The following is an 18,986-nucleotide window of genomic DNA, read 5'->3' on the forward strand; positions in this document are numbered from 1 at the left end:
CACAAGACTTGGGCAGCAGCTTATCAGTCGGACGCGACCGTGCGCATCACCGTGTCTCGCGGCAGGTCAAACGCTTCCACCACTTGCACCACCAGCTCCAGTTCCTGGTTAAGCGCCTCGCGCTCCATGCGCTGGCGAATCACGCCGATCACCAGTACCGCCAGGGTGGTGATCGAATATGCCGGGCCGGAAAACGCTCGCACCCCGCTGACCAGCAACATCGCCGCAGCCAGCGCCTGGCCCACCACCGGAATCGCCGTGGCCGCACCACGCCGCAGGATAAACCCAGTCAGCCCGGCCAACGCCGTGCCGCTCAAGGCGGTGGTGGCCGAACGCCCCAGATCGAAACGGTTGAACAGCCCCTGCTCTTTTTGTGCAGCCGCCTTGAGCTCGGCCTCGAACGCCTGGCGATCAGCGCGACTGAGTTTGTCCTTGTACTGCTCGATCAGTGTTTCTGCGACCTGCCCTTCGATCTCTGCCAGCGCCACGTGCTCAAGTGGCTGGTCGAACTTGATGCCCAGGCGTTGCGCCACATCTTCGGCAATCTGGCGATAGCCCACGCCATGGCCACGGGCCAGGTTCATAAAGCTATCACCGCCCATGCGCTGCAATTCAATGGCCAGTTTCAACGGCTCGCGCACACTGGCATCAATCGCGGCACTGCGCTTTTGCGCCATCAGTTCGGCAAGAAACTTCAGCTCCTCCGGCCGCGCTTGCACCAATGCCGGGTACAGGTCCACGTCCGCTTCGGCAAAACGCACTTCACTGCTGCGCGAGTCCACACGGATCATGCCGCGCCGCTCCTGCAGCAAATCGGTGTACTGCACCACCGGCTTCAACTGCGGCCAATAGGCGGCATGATCGAAGCTGGCCAGGTGCACATTGGTGACCTTGGACTTGAGCGCGGGCGTTACGTCAATCGCATAGCGGCCAATGCAACGCTCGGTATCGGGTTTCATGGCCAGCGCCCAGTCCTTGCTGGAGTGGCAGTTGATCAACCGCCCCTTGAGCGGCGCCGACACATCATCCCAGGGGCTCAATGTACAAATCGCCCCGCCCATCAACAACAGGTTATCGAGCGGCAGTTCGCGAGCAATCTCGGGGCTGGCCAGCAAGCTCTTGACCAGGATACGCGCGCCCAGGGAGTGGCCGATCAGGTTGATACGCCGTACCGGCAGCGACTGGTCGTGCAGGTAGCCGGCCAGCTCTGGCAATAACGTCTTGGCCACTTCATCGACCCGTGCCTCGACACTTTTGTAATGGTCGAGAAAATAGGCAATGGCCTTGCCCACGCCCACCGTCGCCGCGCCCAGGCCGCCACCGCCGAGCAGCGAGGCGAGCACGTCCTTGAACGGTGCAAACAGGTTTTCCAGAAAATGCCCCGCCGGCCAGAACAACATCAGGTTGGTCGACCCTTCGATACCGGCCAGTTGCTCCTTGAAACTGCCCAGTTGCTGACGGTTGAAGAATGCCGAATAACCGTGAACATAAAGATTGAGCACATCCCCCTGGGGCTCGCCACACAAGACGAACGTGGGTTTGCGGGTGCGGTGCATTTCATCCCACTGGTGTTGCATGGGGCGGTGACTCCTGGCGGAAGGGATGGCGATAGTAACAAACAGAGCCGACAAGGAAGGTGAATCCTGACCAGCGTTCGCCACGCTCAGGACAATTGGAATAGCCTGAATCTGGCGAAGAGCCCAGCTACTTCAACAGGCAAAGTTGTCAATTTTGACCTGGCCATCCGGAAAAGTGGCGATGATTTCCAGCTCGCCCCCCATCGCACGTATGTAGTCACGCAACGTGCTGATGTACATATCAGTACGACGCTCCATCTTCGAAACCGCTGCCTGGTTGATATTCAATGCCTTTGCCAGGCTTGCCTGGCTCAGTTGCTGGGCTTTGCGCAACTCATGCAGCGGCATTTCTTTCAAGTGTTGCTGAAATATCTGCTCGGCATCGGCGTGCGCCTCAGGTGTCATGCGAGCTTTCAGTTCCGCGAATTTCTTAGCCATGGTCACGGCCCTCTTTACGCAATGAGTCTAAATGTACGTCGTACAGCTTCTCTGCCAAGGGTACGTACTCGTGGTACCAACGGTGCTGTGCGGTTTTATCGCCACCTATCAGCAACACTGCACAGCGCCGAAAATCGAAGGCATACAACACCCTGTAAGGTCGCCCTGCATGCTGTACCCGCAACTCTCGCAGGTTGCCGTGCCGAGCACCCTTGATATCGCTGCTATGGGGAAAGCGCAGCCCAGGCCCGAACAGCCCCAGCAAATCAACACTGGCAGCCACCGACGATTGCTCCTTTGCATCCAAGCCATCCCACCACTCTTCGAATTCATCCGTGTATTCAATGTCCCAGACCATGCAAATATGCCACCCAAGGAATATAAACTCAAGTGCATAACTTTAGGCCGGCGTCGGTTGGTCGCCAGCCGTGTTCCGGAAGAAATTGTATTCACATCCTTCAGGCTGCCCGGTGAGCAATAAATGCCCTGCTTTCATGAACCAACGTACTTCTTCAAAAAATCTTCCAAAAAAAACCGCCCTTTCGGGCGGTTCAAAAAACTCGGCCGTGATCAAAAACCGAGGGAGAAACTCACGGTCACTGCGTGGTCCTTGTCGTTACGCGAGAGTTGGCCCGAATAGCCCAGGCCCAGTCTGCCGTTCTGGCTGATCTGGTAATCCAGCCCCGCTTCCACCACTGCACTGTCCTTGGCAATCGGCACGCCTTGGGTGCTGAACGAGCCACCGCCATTGATAAAGCTCAGGTCGGCGTCGGGCTTGGTATCACCGAAGGCATGGCGCCAGCCGATGCTGCCCCGTGGGGTGATTTTCGAGCCGTTGCCCAGGGTGATGGTCTGGCCAATGCGCACGCCCAGGGTCGAGTAGGTGATGTCCTGGTCGGCATCGCCACGCAGGGCTGCCGAACCGCCTTTTTCCTTGATGGTGTCGCTGTCGTAGTTGACGTAGGCCAGGCCGGCGAACGGCTCCAGCGCCACGCTAGGGGTTTGAATGGTGTAGCCGACTTCACCGAACACCTGCGCACTGCGTGCCTTGTAATCGGCTTTGAGGCGTTGGCCCTCGCCACCGACGGCCACGTTGCGCTTGCTTTCGACGTCATGCCAGCTGTACGCCACGCCCATCCGTGCGGCGAAGGCTTCCTGCTGGTAGGCGGTGTAGGCCATCAGGTGATAGCTGTCCACATCGGCGCTGGAATTGCGGCGCTTGGCGTCCAGGTCGCTGCGGGTGTAGCCGGCGGCCACGCCCACGCGCCAGGCGTCGTCCACTTGCTTGTCGGTGCCGAGCAGGAAGCCGCTGAGGTTGCGGTCCAGCTTGGCGGTGTTGCTGTCACCGCCCATATGGCCCCAGGTGCCGAGCACGCGCATCCAGCCGACCATCTCACCGTGACAACCGGCGCTGCTCAGGTGGTTTTCGCTGGGTGCCAGGGCATTGCGCGGGTCGTCCTCGCGGTAGCAACCGGGTTGGCGCAGACGCTCGTTGACCGCGTCACGCACATAACGCGAATCTTCAAGCATGGCGCTGGCGGTGCTGGCGTGGATTTCGCCGGACAAGCTGTCGAAGGCCGCGCGTGCTGCTGCCACATCACCATTAAGCAGGGCGTTTTGCACCGCTGCGCCACCGACTCCGGTGCCTGTGCCCAACGCCGCCGCCACGCCGCGCTGGTTACCGGTGGCCGCCACACTGGCGTAACTGACGTCGTTGCGGCTGACCGCCAGGGCCACTTGGGTTGGGCTGTAGTTCAACGCGGAAGTGAGGAACGCCAAGTTCTCCAGATTGGTGGTGGCAAAGGTACCGTTGACTGCGCCCGCCGTCAGCAGGGTGTAGGTGGTGGCGCCGGCATAGGGTGCCAGGTTGACCACATTCAAGGTGCCGCCCAGGTTGGCGGTACCGCCCACGGCCAGGGAGCCGGTGGTGGATGGGGTGATCACCAGGTTCAGCGCACCGGTGCTGGCGTTGGTAAAGTTGCCGGCCACGGTCAGTTTGCCGCTGTCGGGTGTCACCGAGCCGTTGTTGACCAGCGAACCGACACTGCCGTTACCGGTCAGCCCCGCACCGTTGGCCACGGTGACTTGGCCGCCGAGCACGGCGCCTGGGTTGGCCGCGTTGCCCACTTGCAACACGCCCTCTTCCACCGCCACGGTGCCGCTGAACGGCTGGTTGCCGGTCAGCAACAGCGCGCCTGCGCCTTGCTTGATCAGCGCACCGGTGCCGCTCAAGGTGCCGCTGAATTGGCCATTGGTGCGTTGGGCAAACAACAACCGCGCGTTGTTGAGGATCCTGCCACGCAGGCTGGTGGTGGTGCCCGCCAGCGTACCGCCACTGACGGTAGTGCCGCCGGTGTAGGTATTCGCGCCAGTCAGCAGCAAGGTACCGGCATCCAGCTTGTTGATGCCGCCGGTTCCCACCAGCGGAGCATCAATCTGGGCGGTCACGCCGGAATTGACCCGCACTGGCGCCAGGCTGCCATCCGCCGCATTGGTCGGGCTCAAGCTGCCGCCTTCGCCTGCCGTCAGCACGTAGCCGGCGTCCAGCACTTGCAGGCCGGTGAAGCCTTGGTTGCCAACCACGGTCACGGTGCCGCCCTGCCCGCCAAATACCGCGAACTGGTTGGTGGACGCCTGCCCCTGGGTGCCGGTCGGGTCAGTCCAGTTGGTGCCCGGGCCCCAGGTACCACTGCCACCGGTAATGGTGCCATCGGGGTTGGTGGTGCCGCCGTTCCAGAACTGGATCTGCCCTGGCGCGGTTTGCACCACCAGGTTGAGCTGGTTGGCCAGCGCCGTTTGCAGGCTCAGGTTGCCCAGTGCCACCGGCAAGGTGCCAAAGGTGAGGCCGTTATCGGTCAAGCTGCCGCCGTAGCGGAACAGCTGGTACACACCGACACCGAAGCCGCCCGTATCGCTGACGTTGAGGGTGCCGTCCAGGGTCAGGTTGCCCGCCACGTTCACCGCCGTACTGGAGGCACCCGGCGCGCCGAGGGCGAAGTCCAGGGTAGTGCCCGATGACAAGGCCAGCGAACCCACCGACAGCGGCGTCGCGGCGCCGGCCTGGAGCACCGAGCCGTCTGCCATGTTCACCGCTCCGCCCAGGGTGCCGCTGCCACCGAGGGTCGCGCCGCTGGCGACTTGCACTGCGGCGCTGTTCAAGGTGCCGTTGACCAGCAGGCTGCCGGTGTTGACGTTGGTAGTACCGGTAAAGGTGTTGTTGCCAGTCAGCAGCAACGCTCCGGTGCCGGTTTTGTTCAGTACACCAGCGCCGGTAAGGTTGCCGGTGTAGGTGCCGTCAATGGCTTGCTCGAAGGTCAACGCCGCGTTGTTGGCGATAGCGCCTTGCAGGCTGGTGGTGTTGCCCGTGGTGCTGCCGCCGTTGAGCGTGGTACCGCCGCTGTAGGTGTTGGCACCTGTCAGCAACAAGGCGCCGCTGCCGTTTTTCACCAGGCTGCCAGTGCCGCTGACCACGCCATTGAGGGCCAGGTCGTGGCTGCCGGCCAGGGTCAGCGGGCCACCCAGGTTGAGGGTATTGGCCAGTTGCAGGTCGGTGCTGCCATCCAGTTGCGCCGCGCCGCCGACCGTCAAGGCACCACTGCCCAGGGCAGCATTATTGCCAAGGATCAATTGACCGGCGTTCAGGCCAGTGCCGCCGCTGTAGCTGTTGACGCCATTGAGCGTCAGCGCTGCCGCACCGTTTTTCACCAGGCTGCCGCTGCCGCTGATAACCCCGTCCAGGGTCAGCGCGTTGCTGCCTGCCACCGCCAAGGCACCGTTGAGTACAGCCGCATTGGCCAGGCTGACCGCCGCGTTGCTGTCCAGGGTGGTGCCGCCGGCCGCCGTCAGAGCGCCTGTGCCGAGGGCACTGTTGTTGCCCACCACCAGGGTGCCGCCATTCAGCGCGGTACCGCCGGTATAGCCATTATTGCCGTTGAGTACCAGGGTGCCACTGTCGAGCTTGGCCAGGGTGCCAGCTCCGTTGAGGGTCACGCCCAGGGTCGCGGTGGCGTTCGGGTCGACGCGCACCGCGGTGTTGCCGGTGCCGCCATTGACCAGGTTGAGTACGCCCGCTGTGCCAGCGCCCAGGGTGTAGCCATCGGTGACGAACTGCATGCCGGTGATGTTCTGCGTGCCGTCCACCGTCACGTTGCCCGCCGCGCCTTGGAACACCGCGAAGCTGTTGACCCAGCCCTGGTTGAGGGTGCCGTCGACATTGGTCCAGTTGGTATTGCCGGCGTTCCAGGTGCCGTTGCCGCCGTCAATCGCACCGTTGCCGATCAGGCTGTTGCCATCCCAGAACTGCACGGTGGTGTTGGGTGCAGTCACCAGCAGGTTGACCTTGCTGGTGATCGCGGTCTGCACTTGCAGATCACCCGGTACCACACTGCCTGGCAGTGTGCCGAGCGCCAGGCCGTTATCGGTCAAGGCCCCGGTGTAGTTGATGAGGTTGTAGACGCCGCTGCCAAAGCCGCCGATATCGGTGACATTGAGGTTACCGTCCAGAGTCAGGTCGCCGCCGACATTCAGCAGGCCTGTGCCGCCGCCCAGCACCGGGGTGCCGAGGCCAACATCCAGGTTCGAGTTGCCACCCAGCACCAACGAGCCCACCGACAGTGTGCTGCCGGAGGCCAGGCCGATGTGCCCACCGTCGGCCACGGACACCGCGCCGGCCAATGAACCGCTGCCGGCCAGGGTTGCGCCGCTGTTCACCGCCACCGTGCCGCTGGCCAGGGAACCTGTGACATTCAAGGTACCGCCGTTGACGTTGGCCGCGCCGCTGAGGGCATTGGTGCCGCTCAGGTTGAGCACCCCGCTGCCGTTTTTATCCAGGTTGCCGGCACCGTTGAGCGCGCCGCCAAAGCTGTTATCGAGGTTGCTGCCTCCCACCGCCAGCGTAGCGCCGCCCGCCACCTGCACCGTGCCGGTGCCAGCCAGGCTGTTGAGGTTGGCATTGCCACCCAGGTTGAGGCTCGCGCCGCTGCCGACAGTGACGCCGGAGGTGGTGCCCAGCGCACCATTATCCGCCGTGGTCACGCTGCCGGCCGCCACGGTCAGTGGGCCGCTGAAGCTGTTGTTGCCAGTCAGCAGCAGGTCCGCCGCGCCATTCTTGATCAGCGCTGCATTGCCAGCGAGTACGCCGGCCAGGGTCAGGTTGTTGCTGCCAGCGACGCTGAGGTCGCCATTGAGGTTGACCGCATTGGCCAGCACCAGCGGCGTGCTATTGGCCAGGGTCGCCGCACCGCCGACGGTCAACGCGCCCGAGCCCAGGGCCGTGGTGCTGCCGAGGGTCAGCGTACCGGCATTGAGTGCCGTGCCGCCGCTGTAGGTATTGGCGCCGTTCAGGGTCAGGTTGGCGCCACCGGCCTTGGTCAACGAACCACTGCCGTCCACCACGCCGTTGAGGCTCAGGTCGTTGCTGCCGCCGACGGTGAGCGCGGCATTCAGGCTGGTGTTATTGGCCAGGGCCAACGCCGTGTTGGTGTCCAGGGTGGTTGCCCCATTGACCGCCAAGGCACCACTGCCCAGGGCCGACGCATTGCCCAGGGTCAGGGAGCCGGCATTCAACTGCGTGCCGCCCAAGTAGGCATTGGCGCCGTTGAGCGTGAGGTCGCCCGCGCCGGTTTTGGTCAGCCCACCGGTACCGCTGACCAGGCCGTTCAGGCTCAGGTCGGCGGTGCCTAGAATGCCCAGGTTGCCGGCCAGATTGACCGTATTGGCCAGGGCGACCGCCGTGCTGCTGTCGAGGGTGGTGCCGGCGGCCGCGTTCAGGGCGCCACTGCCCAGGGCCGTGTTGGAGGCCAGGATCAGGCCGCCTGCGTTGAGTGCGGTTGGGCCGGCATAGGTGTTGTTGCCACTGAGGGTCAGGTTGGCGATGCCATTCTTGATCAGGCTGCCCGTGCCCGCCACGGTGCCGGCCAGAGTCAAGGCATTGCTGCCGCCGAGGGTCAGGCTACCGTTGACGTTGAGCGCATTGGCCAGGCTGACTGCGGTGTTGCTGTCCAGGGTGGGGCCGTTGGCGGTGGTCAAGGCGCCGCTGCCCAGGGCACTGTCATTGCCGACCACCAGCGTGCCGCCATCCAGGGCGGTGCCGCCGGTGTAGCTGTTGGCACCGTTAAGCACCAGGGTGCCGGTGTCGAGCTTGGCCAGGGTGCCGCCGCCGTTGAGCGCGACGCCCAGGGTGGCAGTGACGCCGGGATCGACACGTACGGCGGTGTTGCCGCCCACGCCGTTGAACAGGGTCAAGGCGCCCGCTGCGCTGCCGGCCAGGTTGTAGCCATCGGTGACGAACTGCAAACCGGTGATGGCTTGCGCGCCGTCAACCGTGACAGTGCCCGCCGTGCCTTGGAACACGGCAAAGCTGTTCGGGGTCCAGGCTGTATTGAATGCGCCGTTGACGCCGGTCCATTGGCTGGCGCCTGCACTCCAGGTGCCGCTGCCGCCTTCGATGGTGCCATTGCCCGTGGTTTGGCTACCGTCCCAGAACTGCACGTTGGTGCTGCCGTTGACCAGCAGGTTGACCTGGTTACCGATAGCGGTTTGCAGGTCCAGGTCGCTGGCCGGGATGTTCACCGGCAGGCTGCCCAGCAGCAGGCCGTTGTTGGTCAGGCCGCCGGTGTAGTCGATCAGGCGGTAGATACCCGCACCGAAGCCGCCGATATCCGTGACGTTGAGGGTGCCGTCCAGAGTCAGGTTGCCGTTGACCTGCACCAGCGCGGTGCCGCCCGTGGCGGGCGCGCCGAGGCCCGCATCCAGGTTGGAGTTGGCATTGAGCAGCAGCGAACCGGTGGTCAGGGTCGCGCCGGAATTGACGGCCAGGTGGCCGCCGTCGGCGATGCTCACGTTGCCCAACAAAGTACCGGTACCACCGAGGGTGGCACCACTGCCCACCGCCACGTTGGCGCTGGCCAGGGAACCATTGACGAGCAAGCTGCCGGCGTTGACCTGGGCGTCCCCGGTCACCACGCTGAGGCCGCCGAGGGTCAAGGCGCCTGTGCCGTCTTTGGCCAGGTTGCCGAGGCCTGCCACGACGCCGTTGAAGGTGCTGTCCAGATTATTGTTGCCGACGCTCAAGGTGCTGCCGGCCCCTACGGTTGCAAGCCCGGTACCCGTGAGGGCGCCCAGGCTGGCGCTGCCGCCCAAGTTCAAGGACGTACCGCTCGCCAGGTTGACCCCGGCGCCGACACCCAGTGCTCCGTTGCCCAGCGTGGTGAGGCTGCCCGATTGCACATCGAACAGGCCGTTGAAGGTGTTAGTGCCGGTCAGGCTCACATCCGCCGTGCCGGTTTTGACCAGGCTACCGCTGCCGGCCAGCACGCCGGCCAGGGTCAGGTTATTGTTGAGACCGCCCACGGTCAGCCCAGCGTTGAGGTTGACCGCATTGGCCAATACCAGCGGTGTGCTGTTGGCCAGCGTGGCCGCGCCGTTTACGTTCAAGGCGCCGGTACCCAGGGCCGCTGCCGTGCCCAGGGTCAGCGTGCCGGCGTTGAGGGTGGTGCCGCCCTGGAAGGTGTTGACGCCATTGAGGGTCAGGTTGGCCGCGCCGTCTTTGCTCAGGCCAGCCGTGCCGGTGACCAGGCCACCCAGGGTCAGGTCATTGCTGCCGGTGACGGCGAGGTTGGCGTCAAGCACGACGCCATTGCCCACACTCAGCGCTGCCGTGTTATCCAGGGTCGCCGCGCCGCCAACGGTGAGGTTGCCCAGACCAAGGGCGGTGGCGCTGCCCAAGGTCAGCGTACCGGCGTTCAGGGTGGTGCCACCCAGGTAGGCGTTGGCGCCGCTGAGGATCAGATTGGCCGCGCCCTCCTTGGTCAGGCTGCCCGCACCGTTGATTGCGCCGCCGAGCGTCAGGTCAGCGGTGCCGCCGATGCCCAGGTTGCCAGCCAGATTGATCGCGTTGGTGGTAGTAACCGCCGTGCTGGCGTCCAATGTTGTGCCGCCGGCGGCGTTCAACACGCCCGCGCCCAGCGCCGTATTGCTGGCCAGAATCAGCCCGCCTGCGTTCAAGGCCACAGGGCCCAGGAAGGTATTGGTGCCGCCGAGTGTCAGGTCTGCCGTGCCGTTCTTCACCAGACCACCGATGCCACTGATGGCGCCATTGAGCGCCAATGCGTTGCTGCCGCCGACCGTCAGGCTGCCGCTGAGTACCGCATTATTGCCCAGGGTTACGGAGGCGTTGCTGTCCAGTGTGGTGCCCGCCGCAGCAGTCAGGGCGCCAGTACCCAGCGCGGTGTTGCTGCCGACCACCAAGGTACCGCCATTGAGCAAGGTGCCACCGGTGTAGCTGTTGGCGCCATTGAGCACCAGCGTGCCGGTATCGAGTTTGTTCAGAACGCCCGCGCCGGTGATATCGACGCCGAGGGTGGCAGTCGCCAGTGGGTCGACACGTACGACGAAGTTGCCGCTGCCGGTGCTCAACTGCCCACCGGTGCCATTGACCAGGCTGTAGCCATCGGTGACGAATTGCAGACCGGTGATGGTTTGTACGCCATTCACGCTGACAGTCCCCGCAGCGCCTTGGAACACCGCAAAGCCGCCGCCCCAGGTCTGGTTGGACAGGCCGTCGGCCGAGGTCCAGTTGGTGCCCCCCGCTGTCCAGGTGCCGTTGCCACCGTCGACAGTGCCGTTGGCAAGGGTGTTGCTGCCGTCCCAGAAACGAATATTCGGCGCCGCTACCACCAGGTTGACCTGGCTGCCCACTGAGGTCTGTACCAGCAGATCACCCAGGCCATAACCCAGCGGCACCGTGTTGACGTTCAATGCGCCGGTCAAGCCGCCGGTGTAGTTGATCAAGCGATACACGCCGGCGCCAAAGCCACCGGCATCGCTCACATTAAGGTCGCCGGCCAGATTCACGTTGCCACCGACATTCATCAGCGAGGTCAGCGACGGTGCGCCAAGCGCCACATCCAGACTGGCCCCGGCACTCATGTTCAGGCCGCCAGCCGACAAGGTCGTGCCACTGCCCAGCGCCAGGTGCCCGCCGTTGTTGATATTCGCCGTACCCAATAGCGAGCCACTGCCGGTGAGGGTGCCGCCGGTATTCACGTTGACCGACGCGCTGCCCAGGGAACCATCGACATCCAGAGTGCCCGCGTTGATCGCCGTGTTACCGGTGATGCCATTGATTCCGTTGAGCGTGAGCGTGCCGGTACCCACCTTGATCAAGCTGCCCGCGCCGCTGAGGTCACCGTCAAAAGTACTGCTGGTGTTCACGCCACCCACGGTGAGTTCCAAACCGCCGCCGACTGCCACGCCACCCGCACCGCTGAGGCCGGCCAGGCTGGAATCGACGCCCAGGTTCAGCGCAGCGCCAGCGCTGACATCAACGCCGGAGGTGCTGCCCAATGCACCGGCGCTGCCGGTGGTGACGCTGCCGGAGACAATATTCAATGGCCCGGTAAAGGTGTTGTTGCCGCTCAAGGTCAGGTCAGCCAAGCCATTTTTTATCAGCGCACTGGCGCCGCTGATCACGCCGCTGAGGTTGAGGTCATTGCTACCCGCGAGCGTCAGGTCACCATTCAGGGCAATCCCGTTGCCCAGGGTAAGGGCAGCACTGTTATCCAGGGTTGCCGCACCGCCGACCGTCAAGGGGCCTGCGCCCAAAGCGCCTGCCGTGCCCAAGGTCAGCGTACCGGCGTTGAGGCTGGTGCCACCGGTGAAAGTGTTGGTGCCGTCAAGGGTCAGGTTGGCCAGGCCATCCTTGATCAGCGCCCCCGCGCCGCTGACCACACCGCCCAGGTTCAGCCCATTGGTGCCACCGACGGTCAGCCCGGCGTTAAGGACAATGCCATTGCCCAGCGCCACCGCCGAGTTGCTGTCCAGGGTTGCGGCGCCGCCGACGGTCAAGTTGCCCAGGCCAAGCGCCGTGTTGCTGCCGAGGGTCAGGCTGCCTGCGTTCAGGGTGGTGCCACCCAGGAAGTTATTGTTGCCGCTGAGTGTCAGGCCGGCCGCGCCGTCTTTGGTCAGGCTGCCCGCACCGTTGACCGTGCCGCCCAGGGTCAGGTTGGCGCTGCCACCGATTCCAAGGTTACCGGCCAGGTTGATCGCGTTGGTCAGCGTGGCACTGGTACTGGCGTCCAGGGTCGTGCCCCCGGCTGCATTCAACGTACCCGCGCCCAAGGCACCGCTGGCGCCAACCACCAGCTTGCCGCTGTTCAGCGCAGTGTTGCCGAGGTAAGTGTTCGCTTGATTGAGGATCAGATCCGCCGGGCCGTTCTTGATCAACCCGCCAAGGCCCGCCACCACGCCGCCAAGGGTCAGCGCGTTGCTGCCGCCGAGGGTCAGGTTACCGCCCAGGTTGAGGTTATTGCCCAGGCTCACTGCTGCACTGGCATCCAACGTGGTACCCGCCGAGGCGTTCAACACACTGGCGCCGAGCGCAGTATTGGAGCCAACCACCAGCGAACCGGCGTTGAGGGCCGTGGCGCCGGTGTAAGTATTGTTGCCCGTAAGCGCCAGGCTCGATACGCCCTCCTTGATCAACCCGGAACCACCGCTGACAACCCCGCCAAGGGTCAGCGGGTTCACGCCGTCTACGGTCAGATTGGCGTTCAAGGCGATTGCATTGCTGGTTGTCAGCGCAGCATTGCTTTGCAAAGTACCTGCACCCGCCACGGTCAAGGCACCGGTGCCTAGCGCGGTGGCATTGCCCAGCGTGAGCGTGCCGGCGCTCAAGGTAGTACCACCCTGGAAGGTGTTGGCGCCGCTGAGGATCAATTCGCCGGTCCCGGCTTTGTTCAAGCCAGTATTGCCCGAGATCAGGCCGCTCAAGGTCAGCCCGGTAGCAGCCCCCTGCACCGTCAGTCCACCGGTTCCGAGGGTCATCAGGTTAGCCAGCGTCAAGCCGTTGCCAGTGGCCTCGATAGCACCGCCGTTAGACGTGAGCACACCGCTGCCAAATGTCGCGTTGTTATTGAATTGCGCCACACCCCCATTGAGCGTAGTGCTGCCGCTGACCAACGGCCCCTGCAACGTCCAGGTGCCACTGTTGATGGCCAGGTTGTTGAAGTTGACATAGTTGGCGCTTGAAGCCGTGCCGGTGCCCGTACTGCCACCACCGACACCCGTCGTGTTTTCAAGGATCAGCGAGTTGCTGCCGCCTGCCCCGCCATCCACCTGGCCGGTGGGCGCGAACGTCAGGTTCACGCCGATCAGTCCGCCAAGGCTCAAGCCGATGCCGCCGCCGTTGGCCACTTGCGAGCCCGTGACTGCCGTAAAGGTGTTGGTACTGGCGGCCCCCATCGACACGCCGCCAGAGATAGTGCCGGTGTTGCGGAACGTGTTCCCTGTAGTGGAGCTCTCGAACGCCACGCGCCCGGTCAGGGCGCCGTTGTTGGTCATATTGACCTGCCCGCCACCCTGCACGGCTACCACCGGGGTATCGGACGTGAACAGCGACAGGCCGAGCAAGGAGGAAGAACCAATGACGCCGTTGTTGACGATCGTGGTGGTGCCGCCTGCGCCGTTGGTGGCGTTGAGGGCCATGCCATCCAACGAGGCCAGGTTCAGCCCCAGCAACGCGCCAGTACCGCGCATGATGCCGGTGGCACTGTTGGTGATGTTCAACACGCTGGCTGCCGTGTTGCCGATCACCACCCCACCGCTCAGCACTGAAACCAGTCCGAGCAGTGCCGGGTCAATGGTGCCGGAGTTGTTCAACGTGGCGTTGTTGCCGGTCAGGGTCAGTGCTTTGCCGCCCAGCGTTGCGTTGAGTTGCGCCCCGGCATTGACGTTGACCGTCAGGTTATTGACCGCGCTGCTGAAAGTGTTGAGGAACAATGGCAATGACGGCACGCCCGTACAGGTCACCGTCGCGCCGACCGTAGGACTTGCCGGGCTACAGGCGGCAAACACGTCCGGACTTACCAGGCCCATCACCAGCCCGGCCACTCCGAGGCGGATCGCGAGAGAAAGTGCAGAAATACGAGGTAAAGCGGCAGTCGCAAGTCTTCTATCCACGTTCTACTCCTTGTGGTCCAAGCCTTTCATCCGTGACTGCGTGCAAGCCTTGTTTCAACGATCCACACGCATCGAATTCGAAACACCTGACCGTGGTGACTACTGATCCAGTTTTTCGAAACGTTAGTAGACCCGCGCGAAAGCCATTGAATTAAATGGTATTAATACTTTCGTAAAACCGGCGTAAGAATGGGATGAGAGCCAACATCCATTGACTGTCGCGACAAAAATACAAGTTTCAAAATGTGAAAAAGCGCTCTAATAGCGCTCTATTTCCCCTGCTGTGGAATATTTTGTGGCCAGAGATTGCTCCCGCTCGGGTGCGCAGCGCCCGCAGTTTTTTGGGGCCGCTTCGCAGCCCAGCGGGAGCAAGCTCCCTCGCCACAATGGCCCCCCGAGTTGATCTACGTAAACGATGGAGTTCGTGATGCCCCATGAAGGCAACCTGTTACAAGCAGCCGTGGTGTTCCTGTTCGCCGCCGTGCTGGCCGTGCCCCTGGCCAAGCGCCTGCAATTGGGCGCGGTGCTGGGCTATCTGTTTGCCGGTGTGATCATCGGCCCGTCGGTTCTCGGCCTGATCGGCAACCCGCAAAGCGTGGCGCAGTTCTCTGAACTGGGCGTGGTGCTGTTACTGTTCATCATCGGCCTGGAGCTGTCGCCCAAACGCTTGTGGGTGATGCGCAAGGCGGTGTTCGGCGTCGGTCTGGCCCAGGTCCTGCTCACCGGTGTGGTGATGGGCGCGGTCGCGCTATGGCTGTTTGGCCAGTCGTGGAACAGCGCCATCGTGCTGGGCCTGGGCCTGGCGCTGTCGTCTACGGCGTTTGGCCTGCAAAGCCTGGCCGAACGCAAGGAGCTCAACCAACCCCACGGGCGTCTGGCCTTTGCCATCCTGTTGTTCCAGGACATCGCCGCCATCCCGCTGATCGCCATGGTGCCGTTGCTGGCCGGCAGCGATCATCCGACCACCGAAGCCCAGGGCCTGCAACATGTGTTGCAGATCCTCGGCAGCATCGCAGTGGTGATCATCGGCGGGCGCTACCTGTTGCGCCCGGTGTTTCGCATTGTGGCCAAGACCGGCCTGCGCGAAGTGTCCACCGCCACCGCGCTGCTGGTGGTGATCGGCACCGCCTGGCTGATGGAGTTGGTGGGCGTGTCCATGGCCCTGGGGGCCTTTCTCGCCGGCCTGCTGCTGGCGGATTCGGAATACCGCCACGAACTGGAATCCCAGATCGAGCCGTTCAAGGGCCTGCTGCTGGGGCTGTTTTTCATTAGCGTGGGCATGGGCGCCAACCTCAGTTTGCTGCTCAGCACGCCGCTGGTGGTGATCGGCCTGACCCTGCTGCTGATCGGCTTGAAGCTGCCGCTGCTGTACGCCGTCGGGCGGATGGTGGGCGACCTCAATCGCGAAAGTGCCCTGCGCCTGGGCGTGGTACTGGCGGCGGGGGGTGAGTTCGCCTTTGTGGTGTTCAAAATCGGCCGCGACCAGGGCCTGTTCGAACCGCAGCTGTACGACGTGCTGGTGCTGACCATCACCCTGTCCATGGCCGTGACTCCGCTGCTGTTGCTGGTGTGCCCGAAGCTGTTCAAACCCAAGGCCAAGCCGGTGGAAGTGCCCGAGGAATACCGCGCCATCGAAAGCGATGCGCCTCGCGTGGTCATCGCCGGCATGGGCCGGATGGGCCAGATCGTGGCGCGAATCCTGCGCGCGCAGAACATCTCGTTCATCGCCCTCGACACCTCGGTGGAAACCATCGAGCTGACCCGCAGTTTCGGCGGCATGCCGGTGTTCTACGGCGACCCCCAACGCCCGGAAATCCTCCACGCTGCCAAAGTCGATCAAGCGGAATTCTTCGTGATCGCCATGGACGATCCGGAGATCAACATCAAGACCGCCGAGCTGGTGCGCAACCTCTACCCGCACATGAAGATCATCGCCCGTGCGCGTAACCGCCAGCACGTACACCGCCTGGTGGACCTGGACGCTTCACCGGTGCGCGAAACCTTCTACTCCAGCCTGGAAATGAGCCGCCGTACCCTGGTCGGCCTCGGTTTGAGCCAGGCCCAGGCCGATGCGCGCATCAACCGCTTCAAAACCCACGACCAGCAGGTACTTGCCGCCCAACACGCGGTATACGACGACGCGGCCAAGGTCATGCAAACTGCCCAGGAAGCCCGTGCGGAACTGGCGCGCTTGTTTGAAATGGACAGGCTTGACGAGGAATCCTCCGACAAGCTGTGATGGGCTGGATGAACGAAATTGCGAATTTTCTGACAGAATACGCCGCAATTTCGTTCAACCCCGGAGTGCTTCATGGCCACGTTCACCAAAACCGCAATGCTGCTCGCCCTAGCGCTTACCGCCGGCAGCGTGTTCGCTGCCACCAAGCCCGCCACACAGACAATCTCCACCTTGGGTGGCAAGTTCACCTTCAAACTGCCCAAAGCCTACAGCGCCGACACCCTGCCCTCCGGCACGGCGCAAGACGGCACCGCTGACACCCAAGGCACCCTGTACGCTAACTCAACGACGAAAAGTGTGGTGATCGTCGCCGAAACCGTGCGCAACGATGGGGCAACTATCCAGGATAACGACCCAAAGTTCCTCGACGGCGCGGTGGCTGATTTCGTCATAGACCAGAGCGCCGCCATGCCCGACTTCAAGAAACTGGGGGAGAAGAAACTCACCTACAAGGGCCTGGGCCTGCGCCAGGTGGACAGCAGCGCTACCCAAGGCGGAGGCAAGACCTTGAACTCCACGTTCCTGGGTGGTTCGGGCAACCATTTGCTGGTGATCCAGGCGATTTCCCGGGCGGATGATGTGAAGGGGCATGCGGCGTTGGTGAAGCAGATTACGGGCGGCAAGTAGCCCCCTCTTCCAGCCAACACAAAACCCATGTGGGAGCGGGCTTGGCTACGATGGCGGTGTGTCAGTCACTGAATCTTTTACTGAGCCACCGCTATCGCAGCATAGGTATCTACATAACTCTGTAAGCTCAGCGGTAACCACGATGCGAAGCGAGCCGCTCTTGATCTGCTTTTGATCTTAGGCGCCCCGTTAAACCACGCTGGCCGGAATTCGACAGGGATTTGGGGGGTAAACCGGCAGGGATGCCGGTTTAGCCGCCCCGCGCCATGGATGGCGCGTGGCGGCGGCCCCCCAAATCACTGGCGGATTACGGGCACACCGAGCCTAGGCGAGGTGCCGAGTGGTGGGGCAAGAGCGTTTTGCTTACTTTGCCGCTTTTGCAAAGTGAGCCGCCGTAAGGGCGGAACCCTAAGTGGCCGTTACCGCAGGAATGGATATGTACACGGTCCAACTGTGTTGACTGCCAGGCCGTCTTCGCAGGCAAGCCAGCTCCCACATTGGATCGCGGGGCATCAGTTATATCTGTGTCGGCTGCCGGGCCGTCACGGGAGCAAGCTCCCTCGCCACAAATTTAGCGTCGTGCCGAAGTTGTGTAGATACCTATGGCTATCGCAGGCAAGCCAGCTCCCACATGTTCAAGCGCATTTCACTTCAGGCTTTTCTCTAGCCAGGCTTTCAAGTCCTGCACTTCCGCTTCGCTGATGGTGTGATTCATTCCCGGGTACTCATGAAACTCCGGCTTGAGCCCCAACCCCGTCAGCACCTTGTTCGCCTGCGTGGCCGAGCTAAAGGGCAGCGCCTGGTCCAAGGTGCCATGGCCGATAAAGATCGCCAGCTTGCCCATGGACGCATCCGGTTTCAGCGCAGACCTGAGCACCGGTAGCACGCTGCCACTGAGCGCAGCGATACCGCGTACCAACTCGGGTTCACGCAAGGCCACCTCGTAAGACATGATCGCGCCCTGGCTGAACCCCACCAGGAACACCCGATCACTTTGGGTGTGGTACTTGGCGGTAGCCTTGAGCACAAAGTCCTTGATCAGCCGGGCGCTGCTGAACAGTTCATCAGTCTCGCCGTTGTACTCAGGCTCATCGGTCTTGGTGAACCAACGATACCCTTGCGGCTGCACGGGCAGCGGCGCGCGCACCGACAGGTAGGTCCAGGTGGACGGCAACGCGTCCTTGATACCAAACAGATCTTCCTCGTTGCTGCCAAACCCATGCAGGAAGATCACAAGCGGCTGGTTGCGCGCATCACCCTGGGTCTGTTCCAGGTAGGACAAAGGCAAGTCGGTGTGCAAGCCGGAGTCGGCATGAGCGGCGCCGGCCACCAGGGCCAAGGCGAGGGCAAGTTGTTTGAGCATCGGGTTTACCTCAGGGTTTGCGCAACAAATAGGTGTCCATGATCCAGCCGTTTTCCAGGCGCGCCGCCTTGCGTACCCGTTCGATCTCTTCTGCCACGTGCGCCACTTTACCGCTGATCAGGATCTCGTCCGGGGTGCCCAGGTAGGCGCCCCAGTAAATATCCAGGTCCTGATCCGCCACACTGCGGTAGGAATCTTCGGCGTCGAGCATGACCACCAGGGTATCGGCATCACTCGCCTGCCCCGCCGCCAACCGGCGCCCAGTGGTGATTTCGATGGACTTGCCAATACGGTTGAGCGCCACCTTGTGCTGCGCCGCCAGGGCTTGCACGCTGGTGATGCCGGGGATCACTTCAAACTCGAAGATACAGCGACCACTGGCAAGAATCGCCTGCAAGATGCGGATGGTGCTGTCGTACAGCGCCGGGTCGCCCCAGGCCAGGAACGCCCCCACCTCACCGTCAGCCATTTCTTCGTTGATCATGCGTTCGAAGGTCTGCTGCTTATCGCGGTTGAGGTCCTGCACAGCGGTGGTGTAGTCGATTTCACCGCGCACACGCTCCGGGCAGTCGGCCTCGACAAAACGGTAGCCGGGCTCGGTGATATAGGTGTCGCAGATTTCCCGGCGCAGGTCGATCAGCTTGTCCTTGCTCTGGCCCTTGTCCATCAGGAAGAACACGTCGGTACGGTTCAGCGCCTTCACGGCCTGCATCGTGATGTAGTCGGGGTTGCCGGCGCCAATGCCGATGATCAGGATGCGTTTCATGGGTTGCTCTCAGTGCGG

General features: G+C 63.1%; 8 protein-coding genes. 2 read left to right on the plus strand and 6 right to left on the minus strand.

What is annotated here, in order from left to right; genetic code table 11:
* Positions 1-23: 23 nt before the first annotated feature.
* The 4 genes from GIV26_RS18945 to GIV26_RS18960 all read right to left on the minus strand — a co-directional run bounded on the left by GIV26_RS18945 (position 24) and on the right by GIV26_RS18960 (position 13,973).
* The gene (locus tag GIV26_RS18945) at positions 24-1,577 is read right to left on the minus strand and encodes a DUF726 domain-containing protein (RefSeq protein ID WP_236281851.1); all 1,554 of its coding nucleotides are present in this window, start codon (positions 1,575-1,577) and stop codon (positions 24-26) included.
* A 132-nt stretch (positions 1,578-1,709) separates the two neighbouring features.
* A complete protein-coding gene (locus GIV26_RS18950; protein WP_057977105.1) occupies positions 1,710-2,015 on the minus strand; it encodes an XRE family transcriptional regulator in 306 nt (101 codons plus the stop codon).
* Positions 2,008-2,373, minus strand: coding sequence for a type II toxin-antitoxin system RelE/ParE family toxin (locus GIV26_RS18955; protein ID WP_034127312.1), 366 nt, complete (start codon positions 2,371-2,373; stop codon positions 2,008-2,010). Before GIV26_RS18955 ends, GIV26_RS18950 begins: the two co-directional genes overlap by 8 nt.
* Positions 2,374-2,585: 212 nt before the next feature.
* Positions 2,586-13,973, minus strand: coding sequence for an autotransporter-associated beta strand repeat-containing protein (locus tag GIV26_RS18960; RefSeq protein WP_236281853.1), 11,388 nt, complete (start codon positions 13,971-13,973; stop codon positions 2,586-2,588).
* Between the two features lie 427 nt (positions 13,974-14,400).
* Between GIV26_RS18960 and GIV26_RS18965 the strand changes: the two genes are divergently transcribed.
* On the plus strand, positions 14,401-16,212 hold the full coding sequence (locus GIV26_RS18965) for a monovalent cation:proton antiporter-2 (CPA2) family protein (protein WP_034127310.1): 1,812 nt from the start codon (positions 14,401-14,403) through the stop codon (positions 16,210-16,212).
* Between the two features lie 72 nt (positions 16,213-16,284).
* Positions 16,285-16,839 (plus strand): hypothetical protein, encoded by a 555-nt coding sequence (locus GIV26_RS18970; protein WP_072448643.1) that lies wholly within the window; start codon positions 16,285-16,287, stop codon positions 16,837-16,839.
* Positions 16,840-17,485: 646 nt separating this feature from the next.
* On the opposite strand, the gene GIV26_RS18975 is transcribed toward GIV26_RS18970, so the two are convergent.
* Together GIV26_RS18975 and cobF are read right to left on the minus strand one after the other, a co-directional pair.
* On the minus strand, positions 17,486-18,202 hold the full coding sequence (locus tag GIV26_RS18975; protein WP_054898540.1) for an alpha/beta hydrolase: 717 nt from the start codon (positions 18,200-18,202) through the stop codon (positions 17,486-17,488).
* A gap of 10 nt (positions 18,203-18,212) precedes the next feature.
* Complete coding sequence (gene cobF / locus GIV26_RS18980) at positions 18,213-18,968, minus strand: precorrin-6A synthase (deacetylating) (RefSeq protein ID WP_236281856.1); 756 nt, start codon at positions 18,966-18,968, stop codon at positions 18,213-18,215.
* Positions 18,969-18,986: the final 18 nt, after the last annotated feature.

Source organism: Pseudomonas sp. PA-1-3F, from assembly GCF_021609665.1.
Classification (GTDB): domain Bacteria; phylum Pseudomonadota; class Gammaproteobacteria; order Pseudomonadales; family Pseudomonadaceae; genus Aquipseudomonas; species Aquipseudomonas paracarnis.

What these genes read in the sequence shown, in the direction of transcription:
- GIV26_RS18945 (WP_236281851.1), bottom strand. Translation starts at nt 1,577, where the DNA reads ATGCAACACCAGTGGGATGAAATGCACCGCACCCGCAAACCCACGTTC.
- GIV26_RS18950 (WP_057977105.1), bottom strand. Translation starts at nt 2,015, where the DNA reads ATGGCTAAGAAATTCGCGGAACTGAAAGCTCGCATGACACCTGAGGCG.
- GIV26_RS18955 (WP_034127312.1), bottom strand. Translation starts at nt 2,373, where the DNA reads ATGGTCTGGGACATTGAATACACGGATGAATTCGAAGAGTGGTGGGAT.
- GIV26_RS18965 (WP_034127310.1), top strand. Translation starts at nt 14,401, where the DNA reads ATGCCCCATGAAGGCAACCTGTTACAAGCAGCCGTGGTGTTCCTGTTC.
- GIV26_RS18970 (WP_072448643.1), top strand. Translation starts at nt 16,285, where the DNA reads ATGGCCACGTTCACCAAAACCGCAATGCTGCTCGCCCTAGCGCTTACC.
- GIV26_RS18975 (WP_054898540.1), bottom strand. Translation starts at nt 18,202, where the DNA reads ATGCTCAAACAACTTGCCCTCGCCTTGGCCCTGGTGGCCGGCGCCGCT.
- cobF (WP_236281856.1), bottom strand. Translation starts at nt 18,968, where the DNA reads ATGAAACGCATCCTGATCATCGGCATTGGCGCCGGCAACCCCGACTAC.